Consider the following 21,119-nt stretch of genomic DNA (forward strand, 5'->3'; position numbering starts at 1 on the left):
TAACGTTTCCTTCGATCCTCTCGCATACGAAAGAACCACACCTCCAATCATCGAATCTGAATTTCTTCAGTCCAACAATCGGGGTGCGGTTCAACATTCGTTTTGTCGGCGGCCCTTGCGTTGTGCATCCGTCTGCTATGCCGCGCTGAGCTCGTCGTGGAACTCGCGCGGCGTGCGCACGCGGGAGCTGGGTGGGAAGTCCTTCGTGTTGCCTGTGACGAGCGTGGCGTCGGCTGTGACGGCCAGGTCCCAGAACGGCTGGTCCTTCGGGTCGGCGCATCGTTCGGGCTGGGGAACCGGGATATGGAAGCGCCCGTGCTGCCGTATGAACACCAGTGCCTTCTCCACGAGCCATGGGTCGAGGTGGAATTTCGGGCGGCGCAGCACGTCGCGGTATTCGGCCCATGTCGGATTGCTCAATGCGGCGTCATAGGCGCCGCGGTTCATCGCCTCCATGATCTGGCCCGGAATTCCATGGGGCGTGAGCATCCATGAGATGACGACATTGGTGTCGATGACTGCCTCACGCATGGTCTCCACCTCCGTCGCGTTGACCATCGGCCTCACGTTGGTGGCGTTCCAGACGTGCCTGCCGGATCTCCTCGTTGATCTCCTCGAGAGTCATCTTGTCGAGGCCAAGCTCGACGGATCGTCGTTGGGCTTCGCGTATGCCCGCGTAACCCCAGGCGCCGAGGATGGTGCTTAAGGCGTCGTCAAGCGGCAGGTCCTCGATGTTGAGGACCATGCATTTCGGCTTGCCGTTGCTGGTGATGAGCGCGGGTTCTGGGGCGTCGCAGATCGCCTTGGTCTGGCGGCTCAGCTCGGCCATGGTGTAGGTCTTCATATTGCCCTCCTCGGATATCAGGTAATTATCGGTATAATTCCATGATAATGCCGGAGGGGCTGCCATCACTGCGGTCATGTCGGTCGCGTCCTTTCGTTCGTTGGATAGGTGCGCCCCAAGGTAGGGACGCCGATTGAGCCGTGTCCAGTCCGCCGGACCATTGTGGTCGGAGGCCGTCGTTCGGGCGTGTTGTGGATAACTTGCGTGATTGAAAAAGAATATCGTTTCAATAAAACAGTCAACAATAACGTTTCAACACGCCGATAAATGAAAAACAGAATATATAAATATCCTTGATATTTCAAGGAAAAGTGAGTTTGTGGACGATGAAGGTTAAACGTTCTTGTAAATTCATGTTATGCTAATGCCAACGCCCGCGAATGGAGCAGGCGACAAGACAAAGGAGAAAGACAATGCGGTCCCGTATCACCAAGGCAATCGTCGCGGCTGTTGGCGCGGCGGCCCTGATCGCACCGATGGCGGCGTGCGGTTCGTCCAACGGCGGTGCCTCCGACAACACGCTCACCATTTATTCGTATTACAACAAGGCCGCCATGGATCCGGCTATCGCAGCTTTTAAGAAGGCGAACCCGGATATCCAGGTCGAAATCTCCTATGGCACTGACCCCGATCAGTACGATTCGACCCTGCAGACTCGTATCGCGGGCAAGCAGGCGCCGGACGTGTTCAACCTCTCGGGCAATAACTTCAACGATTTGGCTGACAATGGCGCCGCCGCCGACCTGACCGGTTCCGACGTGCTTAAGGGCGTCGATCAGTCCTATCTCGATACCTACTCCAAGAATGGCAAGACCTATGGTCTGACCATCTCTGGCTGGCTTGGCGGCATTGCCTACAACAAGGATCTGCTCAAGGAGGCCGGCTATGACTCCGTGCCGGACAGCCTTGACGATTTCGGCAAGCTCGCCAAGGCCCTCAAGGATAAAGGCATCACGCCCTATCTGGAGAATGGCGAGGAAATGAGCGCCTCGCTGGTCAGCTTGGTCGGCAGCGCCGAAGGCAAGAGCGGCAACGAAGGCTTCGCTGGGCGCGACGACATCGAGGAGCCCTGGGAGAAGGCTCTTGACGCTTGGAAGACCGGATACCTTGACTCTGGCATGCTGCCGTCCGAGGCCGCGGGCATGACCCGTGACCAAGTCAAGCAAGCTTTCCTGAATGGCGAGACCGCCATGTTCCGCAGTGGCGGATGGGACATCGCCGACTTCAAGTCTGCTGGCATTAACTATGGTTTCGCGGCTTTCCCGGGTGTGCCCGGAGGTGAGGCGAACGTCAATGGTGGTGCCGACCCGGCTTTCGCCATTTCCTCCACGACCAAGCACAAGGATTTGGCCGAGAAGTTCCTCGCGTTCATGGGTTCTGAGGAAGGCGTCAAGTTGTTCACCACCGCATATGGTTCCGCTTCGCTATCGGACAACTATGCTTCCGAAGTGGACGAGCAGATTAAGCCGCTCTACGACGATTACTTCTTTAAGGGCAAGTTCTACTGGATTGCGTTCTCCAAGGCTTCCGTTGCGATGAGCACCGAAGTCAAGAGCCAGCAGCAGGGCGTCCAGGGCGGCCAGCTGACTCCTGCCGAAGCTGCGAAGGGCATCAACGAGAAATGGGTCTCCGTGCAGTGAGCCTCTGAGTGCGTTACTGACCAACCATAGATATATAAGCGGCCCGTCCACCGATTCTCCTCCCGTGTGGGCGGGCCGCGCTTTTCCTGGATTGTCTGTTTTCCCCATCAATATCCATCATCACGAAAGCTGCTTTTCATGAATGCCTCCGCATCACGAGCTCGGACGGCCGGAAGGCCCCGGTGGCACATCAGGCCAGAAGATCGAGCCACATTCTTCTTCCTGCTGCCGATGATCATTGTCTTCACTGTATTGACTGTGATTCCGTTGCTGTCGAGCTTCTATTACTCGCTGACCGACTACAACGGTTTCAATCCCGATTTCAATATGGTCGGACTTGCGAACTACGCCACGATCTTTACCGAACCTGAGTTGCTGCATAGCCTCGGCTTCACCTTGTTGTTCGCCATTTCGACGACTGTTCTCATCACCGTATTGGCCTTGCCTCTGGCCGTAGTGCTCAACAAGGCGTTCTATGGTCGTGCCTTGGCCCGTTCGTTGTTCTTCTTCCTTGGTGTTCCGGCCCAGGCTATCCTCGGTCTGATATGGCGTCAGATTTTCTCCCCAATGAAGTCCGGCGTATTCAACCAGATTCTTGATTTGTTCACAATTCCGCCGATTCCTTGGACCTCCGACGATTTCTGGGCCCAGTTCTGCGTGATTTTCGTGGGCGTGTGGATGGGCACCGGCTGGCATGCGACCCTCTATCTGGCCTATATGCAGGCCATTCCCGCCGACCTATACGAACAGTCATTGATTGATGGCACGAACTCCCGGCAGCAGTTCTTCCATATCACGCTGCCGCAGCTTGTGCCTTGCGTCGTGATCTCCACATTCCTCATTATGACCGGCAATCTCAAGATCTATGACCTGCCTTACACCCTGACTGGTGGTGGCCCCCGCAACGCCACCATGACCATTACGCAGGCCATCCTTCTGCGTGGTACCGGCCAATCCCAGTACTGCGTTGGTTCGGCCCTCGCGGTTGTGTTCACCATTGTTTGCTTGCTTCTGGTGACCGTGCAGCAGCTCGTCGCCGGCGCCGTCCAGAGGAGGTTCGAATGATTGAAGCCCGCGCCAATAGCGTTCCCCGGAAAATTCTACGTGCCGTCGTGGTGGTGGGGCTGGCTCTTATATGTGCCATCCCACTGTATTACGTCGTCGTTAGCTCGTTCAAGACCAATGTCGAGATGGCGCAGCATCCCTTTGCCCTGCCTGAGCACTGGAGTCTTGACAACTACAAAACAGCTATCGCGGATGGTTCCATCTGGCGGGCTTTCGGCAACAGCATCGTCATCACCTTCTTCGCTGTGTTGCTGCAGGTGGCGGTTGGCTCGTTGGCCGCCTATGCCATGATTCTTAAAAAGAACTGGCTGACCGTCGGCATGGGTGCGGTTCTGACCGTTGCTTTCTGCATCCCTGTGCAGTCCACTTTGCTGCCGCTCTATCAGATGGAAGGATCCCTCGGATTGGTGAACACCATCCCCGGCGTCATTGTGCTCTATCTGGTTGATTCGGCCTTCTGCTACTACCTGGTCGTCGGCTACATGCGCAAGCTGCCGATGGAACTGCTTGAAGCCGCCCGCGTCGACGGCGCCGGTCCGTTCCGTATCTACTGGCAAATCGTGCTGCCGCTGATCCGCCCGATTCTGGCCACCGTCATCGTGTTCCAGACCCTGGCCACATGGAACGACTTCCTTCGCCCGAGCGTGTTCATCACCGACGAGGCCAAGCGAACCGTTGTGTTGCAGGTCTACAACGCCGTCACCGCGTTCTCCACGAACTGGCCGTTGTTCATGGCCATCACCTGCATTGCCTTGGCTCCTGTGGTCGTGTTCTTCCTCTTCTGCCAGCGCTACATTGTCTCCGGCTTGGTCGCCGGTGCGGTTAAGGGCTGAGTAAGGATCGCCGTAGGGAGGTGAGTATGAAAGGGAAAACCATGGCGGATGTCTTCAATCTTGTCGAGGAGTTCACCGCCCCGGCCCCGGTGCGCGAGCCGGGGGAGGTGATCGACCGCTACGTCAACGTGTTCAATGCGCACGACGAGGAGCTCTATCCGCAGGACATCACCAACGCGCTTGCCCTCGAATGGATGCGCCGCGAGGTGCCGTTTTTCGAATGCGCGGACGCGACGATCGAGCGCGTGTGGTGGTTCCGTTGGTGGACCTTCCGCAAGCACATCACCTCCACACCTGAAGGCCGCATCATCTCCGAATTCCTGCCGGATGTCTACTGGTCCGGGCCGTATAACTCCATCAATTGCGCCGCCGGGCATCACATCGCCGAGGCGAGGTGGCTGCGCGGCGGGCGCGAGCTCGTGCACGAATACACGAACTTCTGGCTGCGCGGCTCGGGAGACGAGTTCTCCTACTCGTCGTGGCTGGTCGACGCCGTGGTGCGGTTCGCCGAAACCCGCGACGACCGCGCCTTCGCGGTGGGGTTGCTGGACGAATTCGTGCGCTTCTATCGCGAGGTCGAACGGCGCAATATGACGCGCTACGGCCTGTTCTGGTCTCATGACGACCGCGACGCGATGGAGGATTCCGTCTCCGGTTCGGGCCTGCGCCCCACTTTGAACAGCTATATGGCCGCCAACGCGCGCGCCATCGCCACGGTGGCCCGTTGGGCCGGGCGCGACGAATTGGCAAGCGAATTCGATGGCAAGGCCGATGAGCTCACCCGCCTGATCCGGGAACGTCTGTGGGATGCGGACGGACGATTCTTCAAGGTCGTGCCGTTGGACGAGCGCGACGGCGAGGTGCCGTCCTTCGATTTCGCCGATATCGATCCGGCGCGCAATGTGCGCGAGGAGATTGGCTATATTCCGTGGGTGTTCGGCCTGGCGGACGATACCAACGAGGAGGCCTGGCGCTTCCTCGCCGATCCGAGGCATTTCGGCGGTTCCGTGGGCATCCGCACCGCCGAGGCCTGCCATCCGCGCTATATGAACCGGGACTCGGCGCACGAATGCCAGTGGAACGGGCCGTGCTGGCCCTTCGCCACCACGCAGACGCTCGACGCGATGATTGCCGAGATCCGCTCCGGGCGGGGCGCGTTGGCTCCCGGCGACTTCCTGCGTGAATTGCGCCGCTATGCCGCCATCCACCGGCTCGAACGGGAGAACGGTGAGGTCGTCGATTGGATCGACGAGGACCTTGACGCCGACACCGGCGCATGGATCTCGCGCGACCAGCTCGAAGCTTGGGGTTGGATGGACGACCGCGGCGGCTACGAGCGTGGCAAGGACTACAACCACTCCGCCTTCGCCGATCTGGTGGTCTCCGGTTTGGCCGGCGTGCGCGTGGAGGACGGCGAGTTGACCGTGGCTCCGCTCGGCACGGGGCGCGCCATGCCCTACTGGCGGCTGCTTGGCCTGCCGGTTGGTTCCACCAGCGCGGACATCTACTATGACCTGTTCGGCGACCACTACGGTCATGGCCCCGGTCTGACCGTGACGCTGGCGGATGGACGTGAGCTGCATGATGACAGTGCCCATCCCAAGGTGATCTGCCAACTGTGAGGCAAGAACGTTTATGCGCTCGGCTAGAGTAAAGGCTCAAGTCTAGGGGCTAAGAATTCAATGGGAGGTGGTGACGATGGCCACGCTGCGTGATGTCGCCAAGGAAGCCGGCGTGTCCGTCGCCACCGCCTCCGTTGTGTTGCGCGGGGAACCGGGGTTCAAGGCCGAGACGCGTGAGCGTATTCTCGCGGCGGCGGAGCGCGTCAACTATCGCGCGAATATCTCCGCCCGCTTCCTCAAGCAGGGCACCAGCGGCATGATCGCATTGGTCATCCCGGATCTGTCGAACCCGTATTACTGTGATTTGGCGTGGGCCATCTCCCAGGAGGCGTGGCGCCAGGGATATCAGCTCGTCGTCCAGCAGACCGGCTCACTGGCCTCCGGTGAGTACGACGCGCTCCGCCGTATGAGCACGCCGATGTGCGACGGATTGATCATCAATCTGCACAATGTGCGGGAAAGCGAGCTGCATTCGCTGATTGGCGGGCATCCGGCCGTGCTGTTCGAGGATTACGAGGACAAGCCGGCGTATGACAATGTGTCGCTGCCGCTGGAAGCCGCGTTCAAAACCGCTTTCCAATATCTCCGTCGGCAGGGATATGGGCATACCGCGATCGTGGGCGGGCGGCGCTTCGGGATCGAGGAATTCAGTTCCATCGGACGCAATGTCGGCACCGATCTGGCGATGCGCGCCATGATCGAATCCGGTCTGGGCGGCGAAAACGACACCGTGCCCTGCGACTGGACCGTCGATGGAGGCGCGGCCGCGGCCGCGATGATCGTGCAGGCCGATCTGGGTTACGATTCATTCTTCTGCATGAACGATCTCATCGCCTTCGGCCTGATCCGTGGGTTGCAAAGCATGGGCGTGCGTGTGCCCGAGGACAAGGCCGTGTTCGGTTTCGATGGCATCAGCCCGGCGTCCTATTCCTCGCCGCTGCTGTCCACGATCGCGCTGGATTTCAATGGCATGGCGCGCTCCGCCGTCACCATGCTCGTCGAACGCATCAAGCGCGGGTCGGACGGCGGCAAGGTCATCCCCCCCCGCCATGAAACCGCCGGCTTCCGCCTCGCCCGTGGCGAATCCGCCTGAAGCCGACTAGGTTCGGCTGAGCCTGTCGAGAGCTCAATGCTCTTGCGCCATCGTCTGTGAAATTTGGTCCTGCGATGTCTCCGATGGTTCCTCTTCGTTTGGCGGGTCTCCGAACGCTGGCGTGACCGTGGTGTGCAACTTCATTCCCACTGCCAATGCGTATCTTCTTAGCGTCGAGAGCTTCGGATCGTTGTCATACCGCTCAAACTGAGCGACGGCGGATTGACTGATACCGAGAAATTCGGCCACTTGTGCCTGAGATATCCCTTGTGCGCGGCGCGCTTTGACGAGCTCATACCACAGAGCGTGATGGTCGGAAGCGAGCGCTTCGGCAAGGTCCGTCAATTCGGACTGTGTGTGTCCGCGATATGTCTGTTCCATATTGTCCTCTCAATGTCGGCATTTCCATAAGCTGCAACTTATATTACTCGGCTCCAGTCACAGTGCCGACAGTGTGTGCGGCGATGTCCCCACCAAGCCGCTCGTCCAGAGTCGAAACGCCGTTGTCCCAAGGCCATCGCTTCGTTTTGCCGGAGACGTTGCTGTTCCGCGGTGCCCGAGATGTCCTTGCGGTGAAAGTGTGTTGCCACCAATTCAGGGAGTCCGGTGGGATTCTGGGCGAAATACATTCGGTATTGAACGTTGCCTGGATAGGTCCATCGCAATTCCCATAGGTCGGGCTGGGTGACCACTGGCTTGGCCGTGTCTGGGTGCGGCGAAAGAATTCCTTTGCTGGCTGCGTTGATGGTTTGCCGTATGTCGGCGATTCTCGATATGAATTCGCCCATACCCATGCGTGTTCCGCTAAGAGCTGCTGAAATCTCAGCCGAAACTAGGTCGTGTCCATTGACGGCGTAGCGGTGGAAGTTGCGGGTGCGGTCGGAGGGGATGAAACAGAGACATTCGCTGTTGCGCTGTCTATCGGTTGTCCCATCCTTATCTGGGTTTACTGTTTTGTCTCCCATAATGTCTTCTCCTTTGACGGCCTTCTTTTCGCCTTGCGGGGTGTGGCCTACGGTAGGGAGTTGCTTTGTTCGTGTCCAGCGCAACCGGCCATTGTGGACGGAGGCCGTCATTCGGGCGTGTTTGTGGATAAGTGACGTAGACAAACTTTCTGTCACCTCTTGAACGTGGATGACGATAGCGGCGAATCCGCCTGAAGCCGACCAGATTCGGCTGAACCTGCGCTCGTCCGATAGTCTTGGGGGATGAGCGAAATCAGAGCGATGCTGCCGGGGCTGATCGACCCCGCGACGGCCAAGGGGACGACCGCGCGCATCAAGGCCGCGCTGGATGCCGCGCCGGGCGGAGACCCGGACGGAACGCTGATGCTGACGGTGTCGGTGGAGGCCGTGGTGCTGGCTCACGCCGAATATCGGCGGCACGGCATTCCCGACGAGGTGTTCGTGGCGACGATGGGTTGTTTCCCGCGTTTCGTCGCCGAGCATGAGGCGAGCTATGGGCACTATGGTTTCGACCGCGAGTGGTGGACTTGGCGGCAGCTGAGCCTGCGGCTGTTCCGCTTGGGGGAGTTGGAATTCGAATACGCGGACCGTCCCGAGGATCTGTTCCTTGCGAAATATGCCGGCATCGAAAACGGTTCCTCCGTCTCCCGCCAGATCAACATCCACATCCCCTCCGACGCGAAGCTGACGCCCGAGGCATGCGCCGAATCCCTGCGCCAGGCGCGAGCATTCACCGAGCGATATTTCCCGGACTGGTCCGATGCGCCGATGACCTGCGAATCATGGCTGCTCAGCCCCGCCCTTCCGCGCCTGCTGCCGGCGGATTCGAATATCGTGCGCTTCCAGCGTATGTTCGACATCATCGGCGTCGAGCCGGAATCGGAGGCGTGGCGCGAATGGGTATTCCGCCGCAATCCCGCGCCCATCGCCGAGCTGCCGGAGGACACCTCGCTGCGGCGCGCCGTCAAGTCGCATCTGCTGAACGGCGGCGCCATAGGCTCCGGGGTGGGTGTGCTCCGTGAGTGACGATGTGCGCGCTGCGTTGGTTGGACGGTTGGCCTGTGCCGCAATATGGCTGGTGCCGCACGGGTTGGCCGTCGCCCGGCATCTGACTGCTTGAGGTCAGGTCGCGCCTTGCCCACGCTATGATGTGCTCTCGAACGAAGGAGGGAGTCATGGCCAAAGCGGTGGAGGTGTCGATCACCTCGTGGCGCAAGAATGCGGTGAAGGCCGGCGAGGAGCGTGGACGCGTGCTGTTGATGCCCGGCACCGGCTACACCTGCGACCGTCCGCTGCTCTATTGGGCGGCGCAGGCCTTGGTCGAGGCCGGATGGCGCATCGACCGGATGAATGTGCGCAATGCCAGCGACGATCTGTCCGCCGTGACGCCGGTGCTGGATGATGCGATCGACGGATGGGTGGCGGGCGTGCGCGCCGAGGCCGCCGCGGCCGGGCGCAATGAGCCCCGCATGCTGCTCATCGGCAAATCGTTGACCACGCTGACCTATCCGCATGTCGCCATGGCGCACGCCCTGCCCTTCGTGTTGCTCACTCCGGTGCTGCATCACGCCGACTTCGACCCCAGCCAACGTGTGATTCCGGTGCGCCCGGTCGGTGATGGCGATATCGTCGCCGAGTCCGCCGGGCCGATTGAGCCCGTCAAAGCGTCCGGGATCGCCAAAGCCGAAGCCATGGAATCGGCGCCTGCCTCTGTCGACGCTGCCGATGCGGCGCGATATCCGGGCCCCGCCCCTCTGATCTGCGCCGGCACCGCAGATCCGTTCTACGACCGCGCGCTTGCCCGCGCCCTCACCCCGCACGTTCACGAATACCCGGATGCCAACCATTCCATCGAGGTGCCCGGCCACTGGCGCCGCTCCCTCGACTATCTCAAGGAAGTCACCGCCTCCGTCGCCCAATACGCCGCCGCGTTGTAGGCCAAGCGACGACCGTCATTCCTCGATGGCCGCTTTTGCTAATATGCGCACGATTATCTTGTTCGTGTGCATATTAATGTGCTGCGACTGTGAAGTTGGGGTTGGCGTGCTCGCTAAATGGATTGGTCGTGCAGGGGCGGCGCGACTGTATGTTGACGAATTGTCAAGTTGGAATGTTTGATGTAAGTGCTGATATGTGAGCTTGCTCACATTATTATTGCGGAATCGCTCGCTCCGTGCTGGCGGACAACAGAGGGGTTGGACTCGATGCTTTGCGGACGAAGCATTCGTTTTACGCGGTTCCCAGCTATGTCGCTCGGGCCGGGAGCGATGTTTGTTTCGCAGAATGACCGACAGGACTGGCGGGTGTTTTCGGGATGAGCCAACGCATAGTGTCCAAATTCAGTCTCTATCGTGTTGACATATTTGGTTACGCGCGTAACATGAAGTGCGGTCACGCCAGAGAGCGACGTGACCAACCGATTTCGCCTAGGGAAGGACCTGGGCGATTGACAATCGAAGGAGGGACGAAGTGGACCTTGCAGCGGTTGATGCATCGCTTATCCGCTTGGACCTGAATTGGGTGGATTACCTGATTCTGTTCATTTACTTTGCCATGATCGTGTGGATCGGCTATACGATCCACCGTCAGCAGAAGTCGAGCCAGGACTTCCTGCTCGCGGGCCGTTCGATGCCGGCGTGGATCGCCGGCCTTGCGTTCTGCGCCGCCAACCTTGGCGCCACCGAGATCCTCGGCATGGCCGCCAACGGCGCGCAGATCGGTATGTCGACCATCCACTACTATCTGGCCGGCGCCATCCCGGGCATGATCTTCCTCGGCATCATCATGATGCCGTTTTATTACGGCTCTGGCGTGCGCTCCGTTCCTGAGTTCATGGAGCGTCGTTTCGGCAAGAGCGCGCATCTCATCGTCTCCCTGTGCTTCGCCGTCTCGACGATTCTGCAGGCCGGCATCAACCTGTTCGCCATGGCCCTGATCCTGCAGGCCATGCTGGGCTGGAACCAGTGGACGGCCATCATCGTGTCCGCCGTGTTCGTGCTCGCCTACATCATCCTGGGCGGTCTGACCTCCGCCATCTACAACGAGGTCATGCAGTTCTTCGTCATCATCGCCGCCCTGATCCCCGTCACCGTGATCGGCCTGAAGAACGTGGGCGGCTGGTCCGGCCTGCAGGCGCATTTCGCCGGCACCGATATGATGCACGCCTTCCAGGGCACCGGCATCGGCAACGTCACCAACCCGGTGGGCGCCAACTGGTTCGGCATCGTGATGGGCCTGGGCTTCGTGCTCGGCTTCGGATACTGGACCACCAACTTCACCGAGGTGCAGCGCGCCTTCGCGGCCAAGGACATGCGCAACGCGCGCATGACCCCGATCATCGGCGCCATCCCGAAGATGTTCATCTGGGGCGTCGTGGTCATCCCTGGCCTGATCGCCGCGGCCACCGTCGGCAACCTCTTCGCAGAGGGCAAGCTGCAATACAACGAGGCCATCCCGAAGCTGTTCCAGCTCTACCTGCCCAACGGCGTGCTCGGCGTCGCCGTCACCGGCATGATGGCCGCATTCATGGCCGGCATGGCCGCCTCCGTGTCGTCGTTCAACACCGTCGTCACCTACGACATCGTGCAGGATTACGTCAAGCCCGGTCAGAAGGACCGCTTCTATCTGAACCTCGGCCGTCTCGTCACCGTGGCCGGCGTGGTCATCTCCGTAGGCACCGCATGGCTTGCCTCGATGTTCGGCAACATCATGACCTACCTGCAGACCCTGGCCTCGTTCTTCAACGCGCCGCTGTTCTCCATCTTCCTGCTGGGCATGGTGTGGAAGCGTCTGACCCCGAAGGCCGGCACCTGGGCCTATCTCATCGGCATCGCCGCCCCGTTGATCACCTACATCGTCTATCTGAACAACCCGACGATCTTCGGCTCCGCCACCGCCGAGACCATGTACGGCGCGATCATCTCCTTCGTGGCCACGTGGGTCGCCGGTTTCGCGATCTCCATGTTCACGAAGCCGAAGACCGACGAGCAGCTCGAGGGCCTGACCTTCGCCACCGGCGGTATGAAGTACTTCCGCACCGCGGGTCAGCAGGCGCGCGTCGAGGCCAAGGCCGCGGCCAAGGATCTGCTGGCGCCGAACGCGCTGGCCGGCCGCAACCCGTGGTTCAAGAGCCCGCTGGTGGTTGGCCTGATCGTGCTTGCCCTGAGCGTCGCCATGTACGTCCCGTTCTTCTAAACGACCACGGTTAGTCTTGAAGGAGCTTATTATGGCTGAACCAATTGTTGAAACGACGAAATCCATGGAAACGACGAATCCCGCGGGCGTACTCACCGAGGCCGAGAAGCAGCAGGCCGTCAAGGCCGCGCGCCGCAACGACCTGCGCCTGCTGATCGGCGTGTTGTTCGTGATCTACGGCGTGATCGTCACGCTGTGCGGCATCCTCGATCCGGCCGCCGACGTCGCCAAAACCGGCGGCATTCCGATCAACCTCTATTCCGGCATCGGCATGCTGATCGTGGGCGCGGTGTTCCTGATCTGGAACTTCCTCAAGCCGCTGCCCGCCGCCGACATCATCGCCTCCGCCGAGGCGTCGGCGCGTCAGGCGCTGCTGTCGCACGAGGGCAAGGGCGACGAGTGAGCAAAGCGATCGATTGAGCTCATATGCCGCGATGCGCGGGGTGTGCCTGTCCGGGCGCCCCGCGCATCGCGTTCATGGGCGGCGCGCCGGGATGGAGTAAGGTTGCCCGTGTGAATGGCCCCTGCGACTAGGCAGGGCGTGCGTTTGTGCGGAAGGAGGTGCGGCGGCGGTGGTCACATCAGAGGACGTCGCCAAGCGGGCGGGGGTGTCCCGCGCGACGGTGTCTTATGTGCTCAACGGCAAGCACACGATTTCCGAGGGGACCCGGGCGCGGGTGCTCAAGGCCATGAAGGAACTGTCGTATTTCCCGAATGCCAACGCCCGGTCGTTGGCGGGCAAGCGCAGCGACACCTTGGTCGTCCTCGCCTCCATCGGACCCGGCACGGATGCCAGCGGATTGTTCCCGTTCATCGCCGCCGTGACCGGCGAGGCGCGCAAGCGGGGCGGCAATGTGATGCTGCTGCCCGCGGACGAGGGCATGGGAATGTTGCGCAGGCTTGCAGGGGAGTCGCAGGCGGCGGGTGCGTTCATGCTGGATGTGCGCATCGGCGACGGGCGCTTGGCCGAGGCCGAGCAGCTGCCGATTCCCGTGGTGCTGATCGGCAATCCGATGATGAGGACCGAGCTGTGCGCCGTGGATGTCGACTATCATCGCGTCGTCGACCTGGCCATCGAGGAGCTGAGGGCGGTCGGCGTGCGTCAAGTGGTGACTGTCAGCGACGTCGGCGACGGTGCCGATCAATACGGCGCGGCGAAGAACGTCTTCTGGTTCCAAGAGGTGTTCGAGCGCTATGGTCGGCTGGCCGCCGAGATGCATGGCTTGAAATTCGACTTCCATGGGCTGGCGAATGCATCGTCCGGTGCGATGCGCCCGTTGCGCGAGCAGATGCGTTCGTGGCGGCCCGGTGACGGGCATGGCATGCTGGTGCGCACGCCTGGCCAGGCCGAATGGGCGATGCAACTGCTGCTGTCGGTCGGCCTGGAGCCGGGCCGCGATGTGCCCGTTGTGGCCGTATGCGAGGACGAGGACGCACAGTCGATGCTGGTGCCGGTCACGAACGTCTCGCCCATGACGCGCGTCGTCTCCAAGACGGCGGTGTCGATGATGTACGACCTGCTGGATGGCAAGGCCGCGCCCAAGGAGGTGCGGATGGTCTATCCCAAGCTCGTGCGCCGCGCCTCCACCATCGCCGCGTTCGAAATCGGCCGCCACGCAGATCAGCTGTAGAAGGGGTAAGTGCCGCGTACCCGTGCGTGTCGATGTTGATGCGCATCAATATGATGGGGCATTGAATTCGTTCAACAGATTCGTTCAACGCAACGGATGGGCGGGCCGCATGGCCCGATGGAGGTCGCATCACTATGGTCACGGCGAAGGATGTCGCCAAGCGCGCGGGTGTTTCGCAGGCGACGGTCTCGTATGTGATGAGCGGCAGCCGTCCCATCTCCGAGGCGACGAAGAAGCGCGTGCGCAAGGCCATGGACGAGCTGGGTTACGTTCCCAACGCCAGCGCGCGCTCGCTGGCCGGCGGTAGGGTCGGCGTCATCGGCGTGATGGTGAGCATGGATGAGAACACCCAGCTGGCCGAGCTTCGTCCTTTCCTCGTCACCATCATGCACGAGGCCCGTGAGCGTGGATACAACGTCATGCTCATCCCAGCCGAGGAGGGCGTCGAAGGATTGCGGCATATGGTGCGTCAGGGCATGCTCGACGGTGCGCTTGTCTTCGATATCGAATGGCATGACCCACGCCTGCCCGAGATCAAGAAGCTCGGCGTGCCTGTGGTGCTCGTCGGCACGCCCGAGGATTCGCTCGGTCTGCCGTGTGTTGACGTGGACTACCGCCGCGTCGCCCAGTTGGTCGTCAATCGACTGGCCGAATGCGGGGCGCAGAACATCGTCGTGATTGGCGATGCCGTCCGAGGGGCTTCGCAATACGCCTTCTCCAAGTTCTTCGCCGATGAATCGCGCGTCGTCGCCCAGGTGCTCGATATGGATTACCGCCTCTTCGTGCCGTCCGACAACAGTTGGCATGGCGTGTGGGAGGCTGCCGATCTGGTGGGGGATCTGGCCCGTTGCCATGGAGGGCTTGCGGTGCGCACGCCGCAGACCTTGGATTATGTGCTGCAGCTATGCGCCGAGTTTAGGGTGAGGCCGGGCGAGGACCTGTCGTTGGTGGCGGTGTATCCCGACGGGCATGCCGGCACGCTGCGCATTCCCGTGACCAACGTCGATCCGGTGCCGCAGGAGATGTCCCGAGTGGCCATGGCGTCGCTGTTCGCGCAGTTGGACGGCGACAAGGTGCCGCAGTCGACGCTGATTCAGCCTCATATCACCGTGCGCGACGCTCGGTAGCGGTTGCCTGCGCGGCGGGCGGATGCCGCGTGCTTGCTGTCTCTCGACGTTGTTTATGCGTATCAACACGCCGGGGTTGCACAGTCGAAAAGCGGTGTGTATATTCATTGATACGCATCAATGTTGAAGCGTATAACCAACTGAAAGGACAGTAGTTATGAGCGCAAAGAAGAATGCGACGCTGCGTGCGGCGGTGGCTGGTGTGGCCGCGGTGGCGATGCTGGTTCCGCTGGCCGCATGTGGCTCGGGTTCCGCGGGCGGCGACAAGACCAAGATTTCGTTCTACTCCTACTTCAAGGAGAACCAGATCGGCGATGTCGTCAAGGGATTTGAGAAGGCCAATCCCGACATTGATATTGATGTCCAGTATGGCCAGGATTCGGCGCAATACATCCAGACGCTGCAGACGCGACTTTCCGGATCCAGCGCACCGACCGTCTTCAACATCATCATGGACAATCGCACCGATGTCATGGATTCAGGAGCCGCCGAGGACCTGACCGGCAAGGACTTCCTTGAAGGGGTGGATGAGTCCAACTTCCAGCTCTTCCAGAAGGACGGTAAGACCTACGGCATGCCTGTCACGGCATGGGTGGGCGCGATGTTCTATAATAAGGACCTGCTGAAGAAGGCCGGCTACGATGAATTCCCGAAGACATGGGACGAGTTCATCGAGATGGGCAAGAAGATCAATGCGGATGGCGGCACCGCGTATCTTGAGGATTTCAACACGCAGCCCTCGGGCTCCCTGGCTGGCTTGGTGGCTTCCAACTATGGCAAGGAAGGCGTTGAGGTCCCGGATCAGGATGTCTGGGACGGCAAGACGACGTTCTCCGAAGCTTGGGGACCGGCTGTCGAAGCTTGGGCCAAGGCCGCCAAGGCGGGCGTCATTCCGCAGAAGTCCGTCGGTCTGTCCGCAGATCAGGTCAAGCAGGAGTTCATCACCGGTTCCCTCGCCGTCATGCGCTCCGGTCCGTGGGATCTGGCCGACGTGAAGGCTTCCGGCATCGATTTCGGTGTCGCCGCAATGCCGGCGATCGATGGAGGCGAGCCGTGGATCAACGGCGGCCCCGACCAGGGCTTCGCCATCTCCGCCAAGGCCGACGACAAGCAGAAGGCCGCCGCTGAGAAGTTCCTTGCTTATCTCAACTCCGAAGAGGGTCTCAAGACGTTCACCACGGCAGCCGGCACCATGTCCTTGTCCAGCAAGTATGAGGCCGAACCCCCGGCCGAGCTCAAGGATGTCGTGGATACGTACTTCAAGAACAACAAGTTCTACTGGTTCAATTGGGCCAAGGCTCCGACCGTCATGACCACCGAGATGAATGCTCAGCAGCAGAAGGTCGTCCAGGGACAGGCCTCCGCCGCGGACTTCACCAAGGCGCTTGACGCCAAGTGGGCCACGCTGTAAACCGCATCGCCTTCCTTCTTCCCCTCCTCCTTCACACGGGGCCGTGCCGATGACATTCGGCCATCGGCACGGCTCCGTCTTGTCTTAGGTTCCACTATTCCCAAAGGAAAACCCATGACCGCTGCAACCGTGGGACATGCTCACAAGAGGCGAGCGTCCTCATTGAAAGCCGAGAACCTTACCTCGCTGTGGTTCTTGATGCCCATTCTCATCGTCTTTCTCATCATCACCATCGTGCCGTTGGCGCAGTCGTTCTTCTACTCGCTCACCGACTACAATGGTTATTCCGCTGATTTCAGTTTCGTCGGGCTGAGCAATTATGCCAAGGTTTTCGCGGATCTATCGCTTTTGAGCGCGCTTGGTTTCACGTTGCTCTATGCGTTCGCCACCACGTTTCTGGTCACCTGCTTGGCCATTCCGTTGGCAGTGACCCTGAACAAGGCCATGTGGGGCCGGTCCTTCGCCCGTTCGCTGTTCTTCTTCCTCGGAGTGCCTGCGCAGGCCATCATCGGTCTGATCTGGCAGTACATCTTCTCCCCGCTTGGCTCCGGCGTGATGAATAAGATCCTCGCCGTGTTCGGCATCGATCCAGTGGGCTGGCTGTCCAGCGACAACTGGGCGCGGTTCTGCGTGATTTTCGTGGCCGTATGGATGCAGGTCGGCTGGCATGCCACGTTGTATCTTGCCTTCCTGCAGACCATTCCCGCCGACCTGTATGAACAGGCGCGCGTGGACGGTGCCAGCGGGCGCCAGCAGTTCTTCCATATCACCCTGCCGCAGCTCATCCCCGGCATCATCGTGTCGATGTTCCTGCTCATGACCAACGGCTTGAAGATCTACGATCTGCCGTACACCTTGACCGGCGGCGGCCCGGGCTACTCCACCAACACAATCTCCCAGGCCATCATCCTGCGCGGCATCGGCCAGAGCGAATACGGCCTTGGCTCTGCTCTGTCCGTGCTCTTCACCATCGCGTGCATCGTCGTCATCGCCCTGCAGAACACCATCGCGGGCGCTGTGGAAAAGAGGTTCCAGTGAAGCAGTCGCAACGCGACCTTGTCGCCAAGGTCTTCCGCACCGTCGTCGTCCTCGCGCTCGCCTTGATCTGTGCCGTGCCGCTGTATTACGTGGTGGTCAGTTCATTCAAGGGCTCCGTGGATATGATGAAGAATCCGCTCGGCCTGCCGAGCGAATGGGTGTTCTCCAACTATGCCGAGGCCTTCGCCGATGGCACTATTGTGCGCGCCTTCCTCAACACGCTGATCGTCACCGTTGTGACGGTGCTGCTGCAGGTATTCATTGGCTCGCTGGCCGCATTCGGCGTGGTGTACAAGAAGTCTACGTTCACCAAGATCGTTGGCGCGGTGCTTATGGTCACCTTCGCCATTCCCGCGCAGGCCACCATGCTGCCGCTCTACAAGATGGAGTCCGCGGTCGGGTTGGTCGATTCTCTGCTCGGCCTGATCGTGCTCTACATGGGCTCGTGTGTGTTCTGCTACTTCCTGATCGTCGGCTATATGTCGTCGTTGCCCCAGGAACTCTTCGAGGCTGCGAAGATCGACGGTGCCGGCCCGTGGCGCATCTACTACAAGATCGTGCTGCCGCTGATCACGCCGATTCTGACCACCGTGATCGTCTTCCAAACGGTGAGCACATGGAATGACTTCCTGCTGCCGAGCGTGTTCCTGAGCTCCACCGACAAGCAGACCGTCGTGCTGCAGGTCTACAACGCCGTGCAACAGTTCTCCACGAACTGGCCGCTGTTCATGACCATCACTGTGATTGCCCTTGTGCCTGTGTTCATCTTCTTCTGCTTCTGTCAGAAGTGGATTGTCTCTGGACTGGTGGCCGGCTCGGTCAAGGGCTGACCCGGGAATCATTGCGGGGCGGAGCGATTCTCTTCCTCTCCTTCCTCCGTTCCGTCCCGCTTTTCCTGCAGCCCCTCGTTTATCCCTCGATTCTTTCCGAAAGGATTCCGATATGGTTGAATCCCTCACCGCAGCCCAGAAAGCAGCCATCGACCGCGCCGAGGCCGAGGCAGGCGCCTCCGTTGACCTGAGCATGCTGGCGGGCGAAATTTTGCCGCTCGGCTCCGGCCATGTGGTGCTTGATGAAGCGACCGGAGCGCCGATTGCCTTCGTCGACGATACGAACCTCACCCGGCACTTCCTGTTGGACTCCAGCGCCAGCTGGCACACCACGGACCATCTGTGGGGCAGTGGCCTGGCCGTCACCGAAACCGGCGCCGCTCAGTGGATCGTGCCCCAGCAGCGCGAGCTGCACGGTGACACGCAGCGGCTGACCTATGCCTTGCGTGGTGCCGGTCTGGCGCTGACCGTCACGCGCACCGGCGGCGAGCGGCTCACCGAACGCTACGAGTGGCGCAACGTCACCTCCGCACCCGTCACCATCGCCGGGCTCGATGTGCAGACCCCGTTCAACGACCGCTATCCGGGCGCGAGGAAATCACTGACCGAATGCGTGAATGTGCATGTGTTCGCAGGCGGCGCATGGAGCTGGGTCGAGGCCGTGCCCATGGACGGCAACGGCCGCAGGCTTGGCCTGATTGTGCGCGAGGGTGCCGTCAACGCCTATTCCATCCAGTCACGCAACCATGTCACATACTCCGATGTGCGCGGGCATTTCGTGTTGCAGGTCACCGACCATGCGGTCAATCCGGATTCCTTCGGCGGGCAACCGACGATTACGCTGCAGCCCGGCGAGTCCTATGAGTTGGTCTGGCAGATCGGCTGGTATGACGACGAGGCCGCCTTCTTGGCCGACACCAACGCGCCCGCCTCCTTCTCGGTGTTGAGCGTGACGGTGGGGGAATCCATCGAGGTCACCACGGCTCTGCCGGTGACGGCACTTTCCGAAGGGCTGACCGTCGAGGCTGCTGCCGACGGTGTGCGGCTGGCGGCGGAGGAACCAGGTGTCTATCAGATCGCGCTCGGCTCGGGGGCGGAACGCGCCCACACGGAGGTGCTGTTCCACAAGCCCCTGCGCCAGACCATCAACGACCGTGTGCGTTGGATCCTCGACCATCAGGTGACGCGCGAGCGGGTCGGTGAGCTGGCTGGTGCCATGGCCTCCACCGATGTGCGCACCGGGCGGCATCTGCTCGACGCAAGTTGGAATGACTGGTCGGATGGCTCCGAACGTCTGGCCATGCCGGTGCTCGTGCAGCGTGCGCTCAACATGGGCTTCCTCGATGAGGAACTGCGCGCTCCCGCGCAGGCCGCTACCGATGCATGGCGCAGCTTCGCCGAGACATGGCTTATCGATGAAACCGGTGCCTGCCGACGTGGTTCGAGCCAGCCGGAGAGTGAATTCGGCGGCCGACTCTATGACGTGTCGTGGTTCACGAACTTCTATGCCGAGCACTACATCGGCACGAAGGACTCGCACGATCTCGACATGCTCGTGAAGATGATGGATCGCGCCGCCGAAATCGGCGGCGAGCACTTCCTCGCCATCGAATTCGCCGAGACCCACGCCGCCGCGGCCAGACTGCTCGAGACAGTTGGGCGGCATGACGATGCGGAGCGTTTGCGCATGCGCATCCTCGCTTCCGCGGACTACTTCCTCTCGCTCGGCATCGATTTGCCTTACCACGAGGTCTCCTATGAGCAGTCGATCACCGCGCCGCTGGTCAGTCTGCTTATCGAGGCGCATCGCATCACCGGCGAGGAGAAATATCTCGATGGCGTGCGTGACCGTCTGCGTTGGCTGCTGGCTTTCTCCGGTCCCCAGCCCGACTGCCGCCTGTGCGGCGTGGGCATCCGACATTGGGATGGCTACTGGTTCGGCATCAACCGCCAGTTCGGCGACGTGTTCCCGCACTATTGGTCCTCGCTGACCGCCGAGGTGCTGGCGCGCCTGCCCAAGGCGCTGTGCTCCGATGCCACCGAGCGTCTCGCCATGACCATCTTCGAAGCGAATATGGCCAATTACAACGCTGATGGCTCCGCCACCTGCGCCTACCTGTTCCCCTCCAACGTCGACGGCCGCGCCATGCACCAGGCCGACCCGCTGGCCAACGACCAGGACTGGCATCTCAACATCTGGCTGCGCATGATCCGCGAGGAAGGCTTTCCGGAGGCCTGAGTCGCAGCCAACCATCCCATTCCGGGCGCGTCGCACGCAGCGGGCGGCGCGCCCTTTTTATTTTTCACTGTTCCCTCGGCGATACGCTCGCTGCGTCAGCCCGGCCGAACTCAGCCTTTGACGCTGGTCTCCCGCAGCAGCCAGTCCGTCGCGGAGCGGACTTTGGCGCCTTTGGCTTGGTAGCTGGATTCGACGCGGGCTACGACGTACTGTTCCTCCGGTGGTATGTCCAGCCATTGCCCGACCCTGCCCAGGTGCGCGGCGAACCGGTCGTGGTAGGTCTGGCCGGATTTGATCTCGATGAGCTTGCGTCGTGCGTTGTCGGTGAAGTCCAGCAGGTCGACCTCGATCTTCGAGTCATCCCGGTAGAAGAACATTCTCGGCTCGTCGCCGGCGTTGAGGTGGGCCTTGAGGGTTTCGGCGACGATGAGGTTCTCGAACACCGCGCCGAGATGGGGGCTCAGCAGCAGTTCCCCGACGCTTCCTATGTCCAGCAGGTGGCAGAGCAGTCCTGTGTCGTGGAAATACAGTTTCGGTGTTTTGACGAGGCGTTTGCTGGCGTTGGCGTAGTAGGGCATGAGCGGGAA

General features: G+C 61.0%; 20 protein-coding genes. 15 read left to right on the plus strand and 5 right to left on the minus strand.

From position 1 onward, the window contains the following. Window positions 1-135: 135 nt before the first annotated feature. Both AC1AUD_RS13295 and AC1AUD_RS13300 read right to left on the minus strand, forming a co-directional pair. The gene (locus AC1AUD_RS13295; RefSeq protein ID WP_476574856.1) at window positions 136-558 is read right to left on the minus strand and encodes a putative toxin-antitoxin system toxin component, PIN family; all 423 of its coding nucleotides are present in this window, start codon (window positions 556-558) and stop codon (window positions 136-138) included. After that, complete coding sequence (locus AC1AUD_RS13300) at window positions 524-844, minus strand: hypothetical protein (RefSeq protein ID WP_476574857.1); 321 nt, start codon at window positions 842-844, stop codon at window positions 524-526. The genes AC1AUD_RS13295 and AC1AUD_RS13300 overlap by 35 nt, the downstream gene beginning before the upstream one ends. A 413-nt stretch (window positions 845-1,257) precedes the next feature. On the opposite strand from AC1AUD_RS13300, the gene AC1AUD_RS13305 reads away from it, so the two are divergent. The 5 genes from AC1AUD_RS13305 (at window position 1,258) to AC1AUD_RS13325 (ending at window position 7,097) form a co-directional block, all read left to right on the plus strand. Beyond that, window positions 1,258-2,484, plus strand: coding sequence for an ABC transporter substrate-binding protein (locus AC1AUD_RS13305; protein ID WP_476574858.1), 1,227 nt, complete (start codon window positions 1,258-1,260; stop codon window positions 2,482-2,484). Window positions 2,485-2,622: 138 nt separating this feature from the next. Continuing rightward, a complete protein-coding gene (locus tag AC1AUD_RS13310) occupies window positions 2,623-3,549 on the plus strand; it encodes a carbohydrate ABC transporter permease (protein WP_476574859.1) in 927 nt (308 codons plus the stop codon). Beyond that, on the plus strand, window positions 3,546-4,382 hold the full coding sequence (locus AC1AUD_RS13315; protein ID WP_476574860.1) for a carbohydrate ABC transporter permease: 837 nt from the start codon (window positions 3,546-3,548) through the stop codon (window positions 4,380-4,382). Before AC1AUD_RS13310 ends, AC1AUD_RS13315 begins: the two co-directional genes overlap by 4 nt. A gap of 26 nt (window positions 4,383-4,408) precedes the next feature. Continuing rightward, window positions 4,409-6,004 carry an MGH1-like glycoside hydrolase domain-containing protein gene (locus AC1AUD_RS13320; RefSeq protein ID WP_476574861.1) on the plus strand — a complete coding sequence of 532 codons (1,596 nt, stop codon included), beginning with the start codon at window positions 4,409-4,411 and terminating at the stop codon, window positions 6,002-6,004. A 76-nt stretch (window positions 6,005-6,080) separates the two neighbouring features. Next, on the plus strand, window positions 6,081-7,097 hold the full coding sequence (locus AC1AUD_RS13325) for a LacI family DNA-binding transcriptional regulator (RefSeq protein ID WP_476574862.1): 1,017 nt from the start codon (window positions 6,081-6,083) through the stop codon (window positions 7,095-7,097). A gap of 33 nt (window positions 7,098-7,130) precedes the next feature. On the opposite strand, the gene AC1AUD_RS13330 is transcribed toward AC1AUD_RS13325, so the two are convergent. Beyond that, window positions 7,131-7,478, minus strand: coding sequence for a helix-turn-helix domain-containing protein (locus AC1AUD_RS13330; RefSeq protein WP_476574863.1), 348 nt, complete (start codon window positions 7,476-7,478; stop codon window positions 7,131-7,133). Window positions 7,479-7,516: 38 nt separating this feature from the next. After that, window positions 7,517-8,062, minus strand: coding sequence for a hypothetical protein (locus AC1AUD_RS13335; protein WP_476574864.1), 546 nt, complete (start codon window positions 8,060-8,062; stop codon window positions 7,517-7,519). A 243-nt stretch (window positions 8,063-8,305) separates the two neighbouring features. Here AC1AUD_RS13335 and AC1AUD_RS13340 point away from each other — a divergent pair, with 243 nt between their 5' ends. From AC1AUD_RS13340 to AC1AUD_RS13385, 10 genes are all read left to right on the plus strand, one after another. Continuing rightward, window positions 8,306-9,088: an acyltransferase domain-containing protein gene (locus AC1AUD_RS13340; protein WP_476574865.1), complete on the plus strand. Its 783-nt coding sequence runs from the start codon at window positions 8,306-8,308 to the stop codon at window positions 9,086-9,088. Window positions 9,089-9,237: 149 nt separating this feature from the next. Continuing rightward, window positions 9,238-9,999 carry a hypothetical protein gene (locus tag AC1AUD_RS13345; protein WP_476574866.1) on the plus strand — a complete coding sequence of 254 codons (762 nt, stop codon included), beginning with the start codon at window positions 9,238-9,240 and terminating at the stop codon, window positions 9,997-9,999. 532 nt (window positions 10,000-10,531) lie between these two features. Beyond that, window positions 10,532-12,256, plus strand: coding sequence for a sodium:solute symporter family protein (locus AC1AUD_RS13350; RefSeq protein WP_476574867.1), 1,725 nt, complete (start codon window positions 10,532-10,534; stop codon window positions 12,254-12,256). A 31-nt stretch (window positions 12,257-12,287) separates the two neighbouring features. Beyond that, window positions 12,288-12,659, plus strand: a complete 372-nt coding sequence (locus AC1AUD_RS13355) for a hypothetical protein (protein ID WP_476574868.1) — start codon at window positions 12,288-12,290, stop codon at window positions 12,657-12,659. Window positions 12,660-12,828: 169 nt separating this feature from the next. Further along, on the plus strand, window positions 12,829-13,887 hold the full coding sequence (locus AC1AUD_RS13360) for a LacI family DNA-binding transcriptional regulator (RefSeq protein WP_476574869.1): 1,059 nt from the start codon (window positions 12,829-12,831) through the stop codon (window positions 13,885-13,887). A 134-nt stretch (window positions 13,888-14,021) separates the two neighbouring features. Further along, complete coding sequence (locus AC1AUD_RS13365; RefSeq protein ID WP_476574870.1) at window positions 14,022-15,014, plus strand: LacI family DNA-binding transcriptional regulator; 993 nt, start codon at window positions 14,022-14,024, stop codon at window positions 15,012-15,014. Window positions 15,015-15,171: 157 nt separating this feature from the next. Continuing rightward, window positions 15,172-16,425, plus strand: a complete 1,254-nt coding sequence (locus tag AC1AUD_RS13370; RefSeq protein WP_476574871.1) for an ABC transporter substrate-binding protein — start codon at window positions 15,172-15,174, stop codon at window positions 16,423-16,425. Window positions 16,426-16,539: 114 nt separating this feature from the next. Further along, entirely contained in the window at window positions 16,540-17,463 is a 924-nt protein-coding gene (locus AC1AUD_RS13375) for a carbohydrate ABC transporter permease (RefSeq protein ID WP_476574872.1), read from the plus strand. Further along, entirely contained in the window at window positions 17,460-18,293 is an 834-nt protein-coding gene (locus AC1AUD_RS13380) for a carbohydrate ABC transporter permease (protein ID WP_476574873.1), read from the plus strand. Before AC1AUD_RS13375 ends, AC1AUD_RS13380 begins: the two co-directional genes overlap by 4 nt. Before the next feature lie 112 nt (window positions 18,294-18,405). Then, window positions 18,406-20,532 carry a hypothetical protein gene (locus tag AC1AUD_RS13385; RefSeq protein WP_476574874.1) on the plus strand — a complete coding sequence of 709 codons (2,127 nt, stop codon included), beginning with the start codon at window positions 18,406-18,408 and terminating at the stop codon, window positions 20,530-20,532. A gap of 110 nt (window positions 20,533-20,642) precedes the next feature. Here AC1AUD_RS13385 and AC1AUD_RS13390 read toward each other — a convergent pair. Further along, window positions 20,643-21,119: DUF4143 domain-containing protein (locus AC1AUD_RS13390; RefSeq protein ID WP_476574875.1), on the minus strand; the 477-nt coding region annotated here is incomplete at its 5' end.

It is taken from the genome of Bifidobacterium sp. LH_730, assembly GCF_056355835.1.

Coding starts and splice junctions, on each gene's coding strand:
- AC1AUD_RS13295 (WP_476574856.1), bottom strand. CDS start 558: ATGGTCAACGCGACGGAGGTGGAGACCATGCGTGAGGCAGTCATCGAC.
- AC1AUD_RS13300 (WP_476574857.1), bottom strand. CDS start 844: ATGAAGACCTACACCATGGCCGAGCTGAGCCGCCAGACCAAGGCGATC.
- AC1AUD_RS13305 (WP_476574858.1), top strand. CDS start 1,258: ATGCGGTCCCGTATCACCAAGGCAATCGTCGCGGCTGTTGGCGCGGCG.
- AC1AUD_RS13310 (WP_476574859.1), top strand. CDS start 2,623: ATGAATGCCTCCGCATCACGAGCTCGGACGGCCGGAAGGCCCCGGTGG.
- AC1AUD_RS13315 (WP_476574860.1), top strand. CDS start 3,546: ATGATTGAAGCCCGCGCCAATAGCGTTCCCCGGAAAATTCTACGTGCC.
- AC1AUD_RS13320 (WP_476574861.1), top strand. CDS start 4,409: ATGAAAGGGAAAACCATGGCGGATGTCTTCAATCTTGTCGAGGAGTTC.
- AC1AUD_RS13325 (WP_476574862.1), top strand. CDS start 6,081: ATGGCCACGCTGCGTGATGTCGCCAAGGAAGCCGGCGTGTCCGTCGCC.
- AC1AUD_RS13330 (WP_476574863.1), bottom strand. CDS start 7,478: ATGGAACAGACATATCGCGGACACACACAGTCCGAATTGACGGACCTT.
- AC1AUD_RS13335 (WP_476574864.1), bottom strand. CDS start 8,062: ATGGGAGACAAAACAGTAAACCCAGATAAGGATGGGACAACCGATAGA.
- AC1AUD_RS13340 (WP_476574865.1), top strand. CDS start 8,306: ATGAGCGAAATCAGAGCGATGCTGCCGGGGCTGATCGACCCCGCGACG.
- AC1AUD_RS13345 (WP_476574866.1), top strand. CDS start 9,238: ATGGCCAAAGCGGTGGAGGTGTCGATCACCTCGTGGCGCAAGAATGCG.
- AC1AUD_RS13355 (WP_476574868.1), top strand. CDS start 12,288: ATGGCTGAACCAATTGTTGAAACGACGAAATCCATGGAAACGACGAAT.
- AC1AUD_RS13365 (WP_476574870.1), top strand. CDS start 14,022: ATGGTCACGGCGAAGGATGTCGCCAAGCGCGCGGGTGTTTCGCAGGCG.
- AC1AUD_RS13370 (WP_476574871.1), top strand. CDS start 15,172: ATGAGCGCAAAGAAGAATGCGACGCTGCGTGCGGCGGTGGCTGGTGTG.
- AC1AUD_RS13375 (WP_476574872.1), top strand. CDS start 16,540: ATGACCGCTGCAACCGTGGGACATGCTCACAAGAGGCGAGCGTCCTCA.
- AC1AUD_RS13385 (WP_476574874.1), top strand. CDS start 18,406: ATGGTTGAATCCCTCACCGCAGCCCAGAAAGCAGCCATCGACCGCGCC.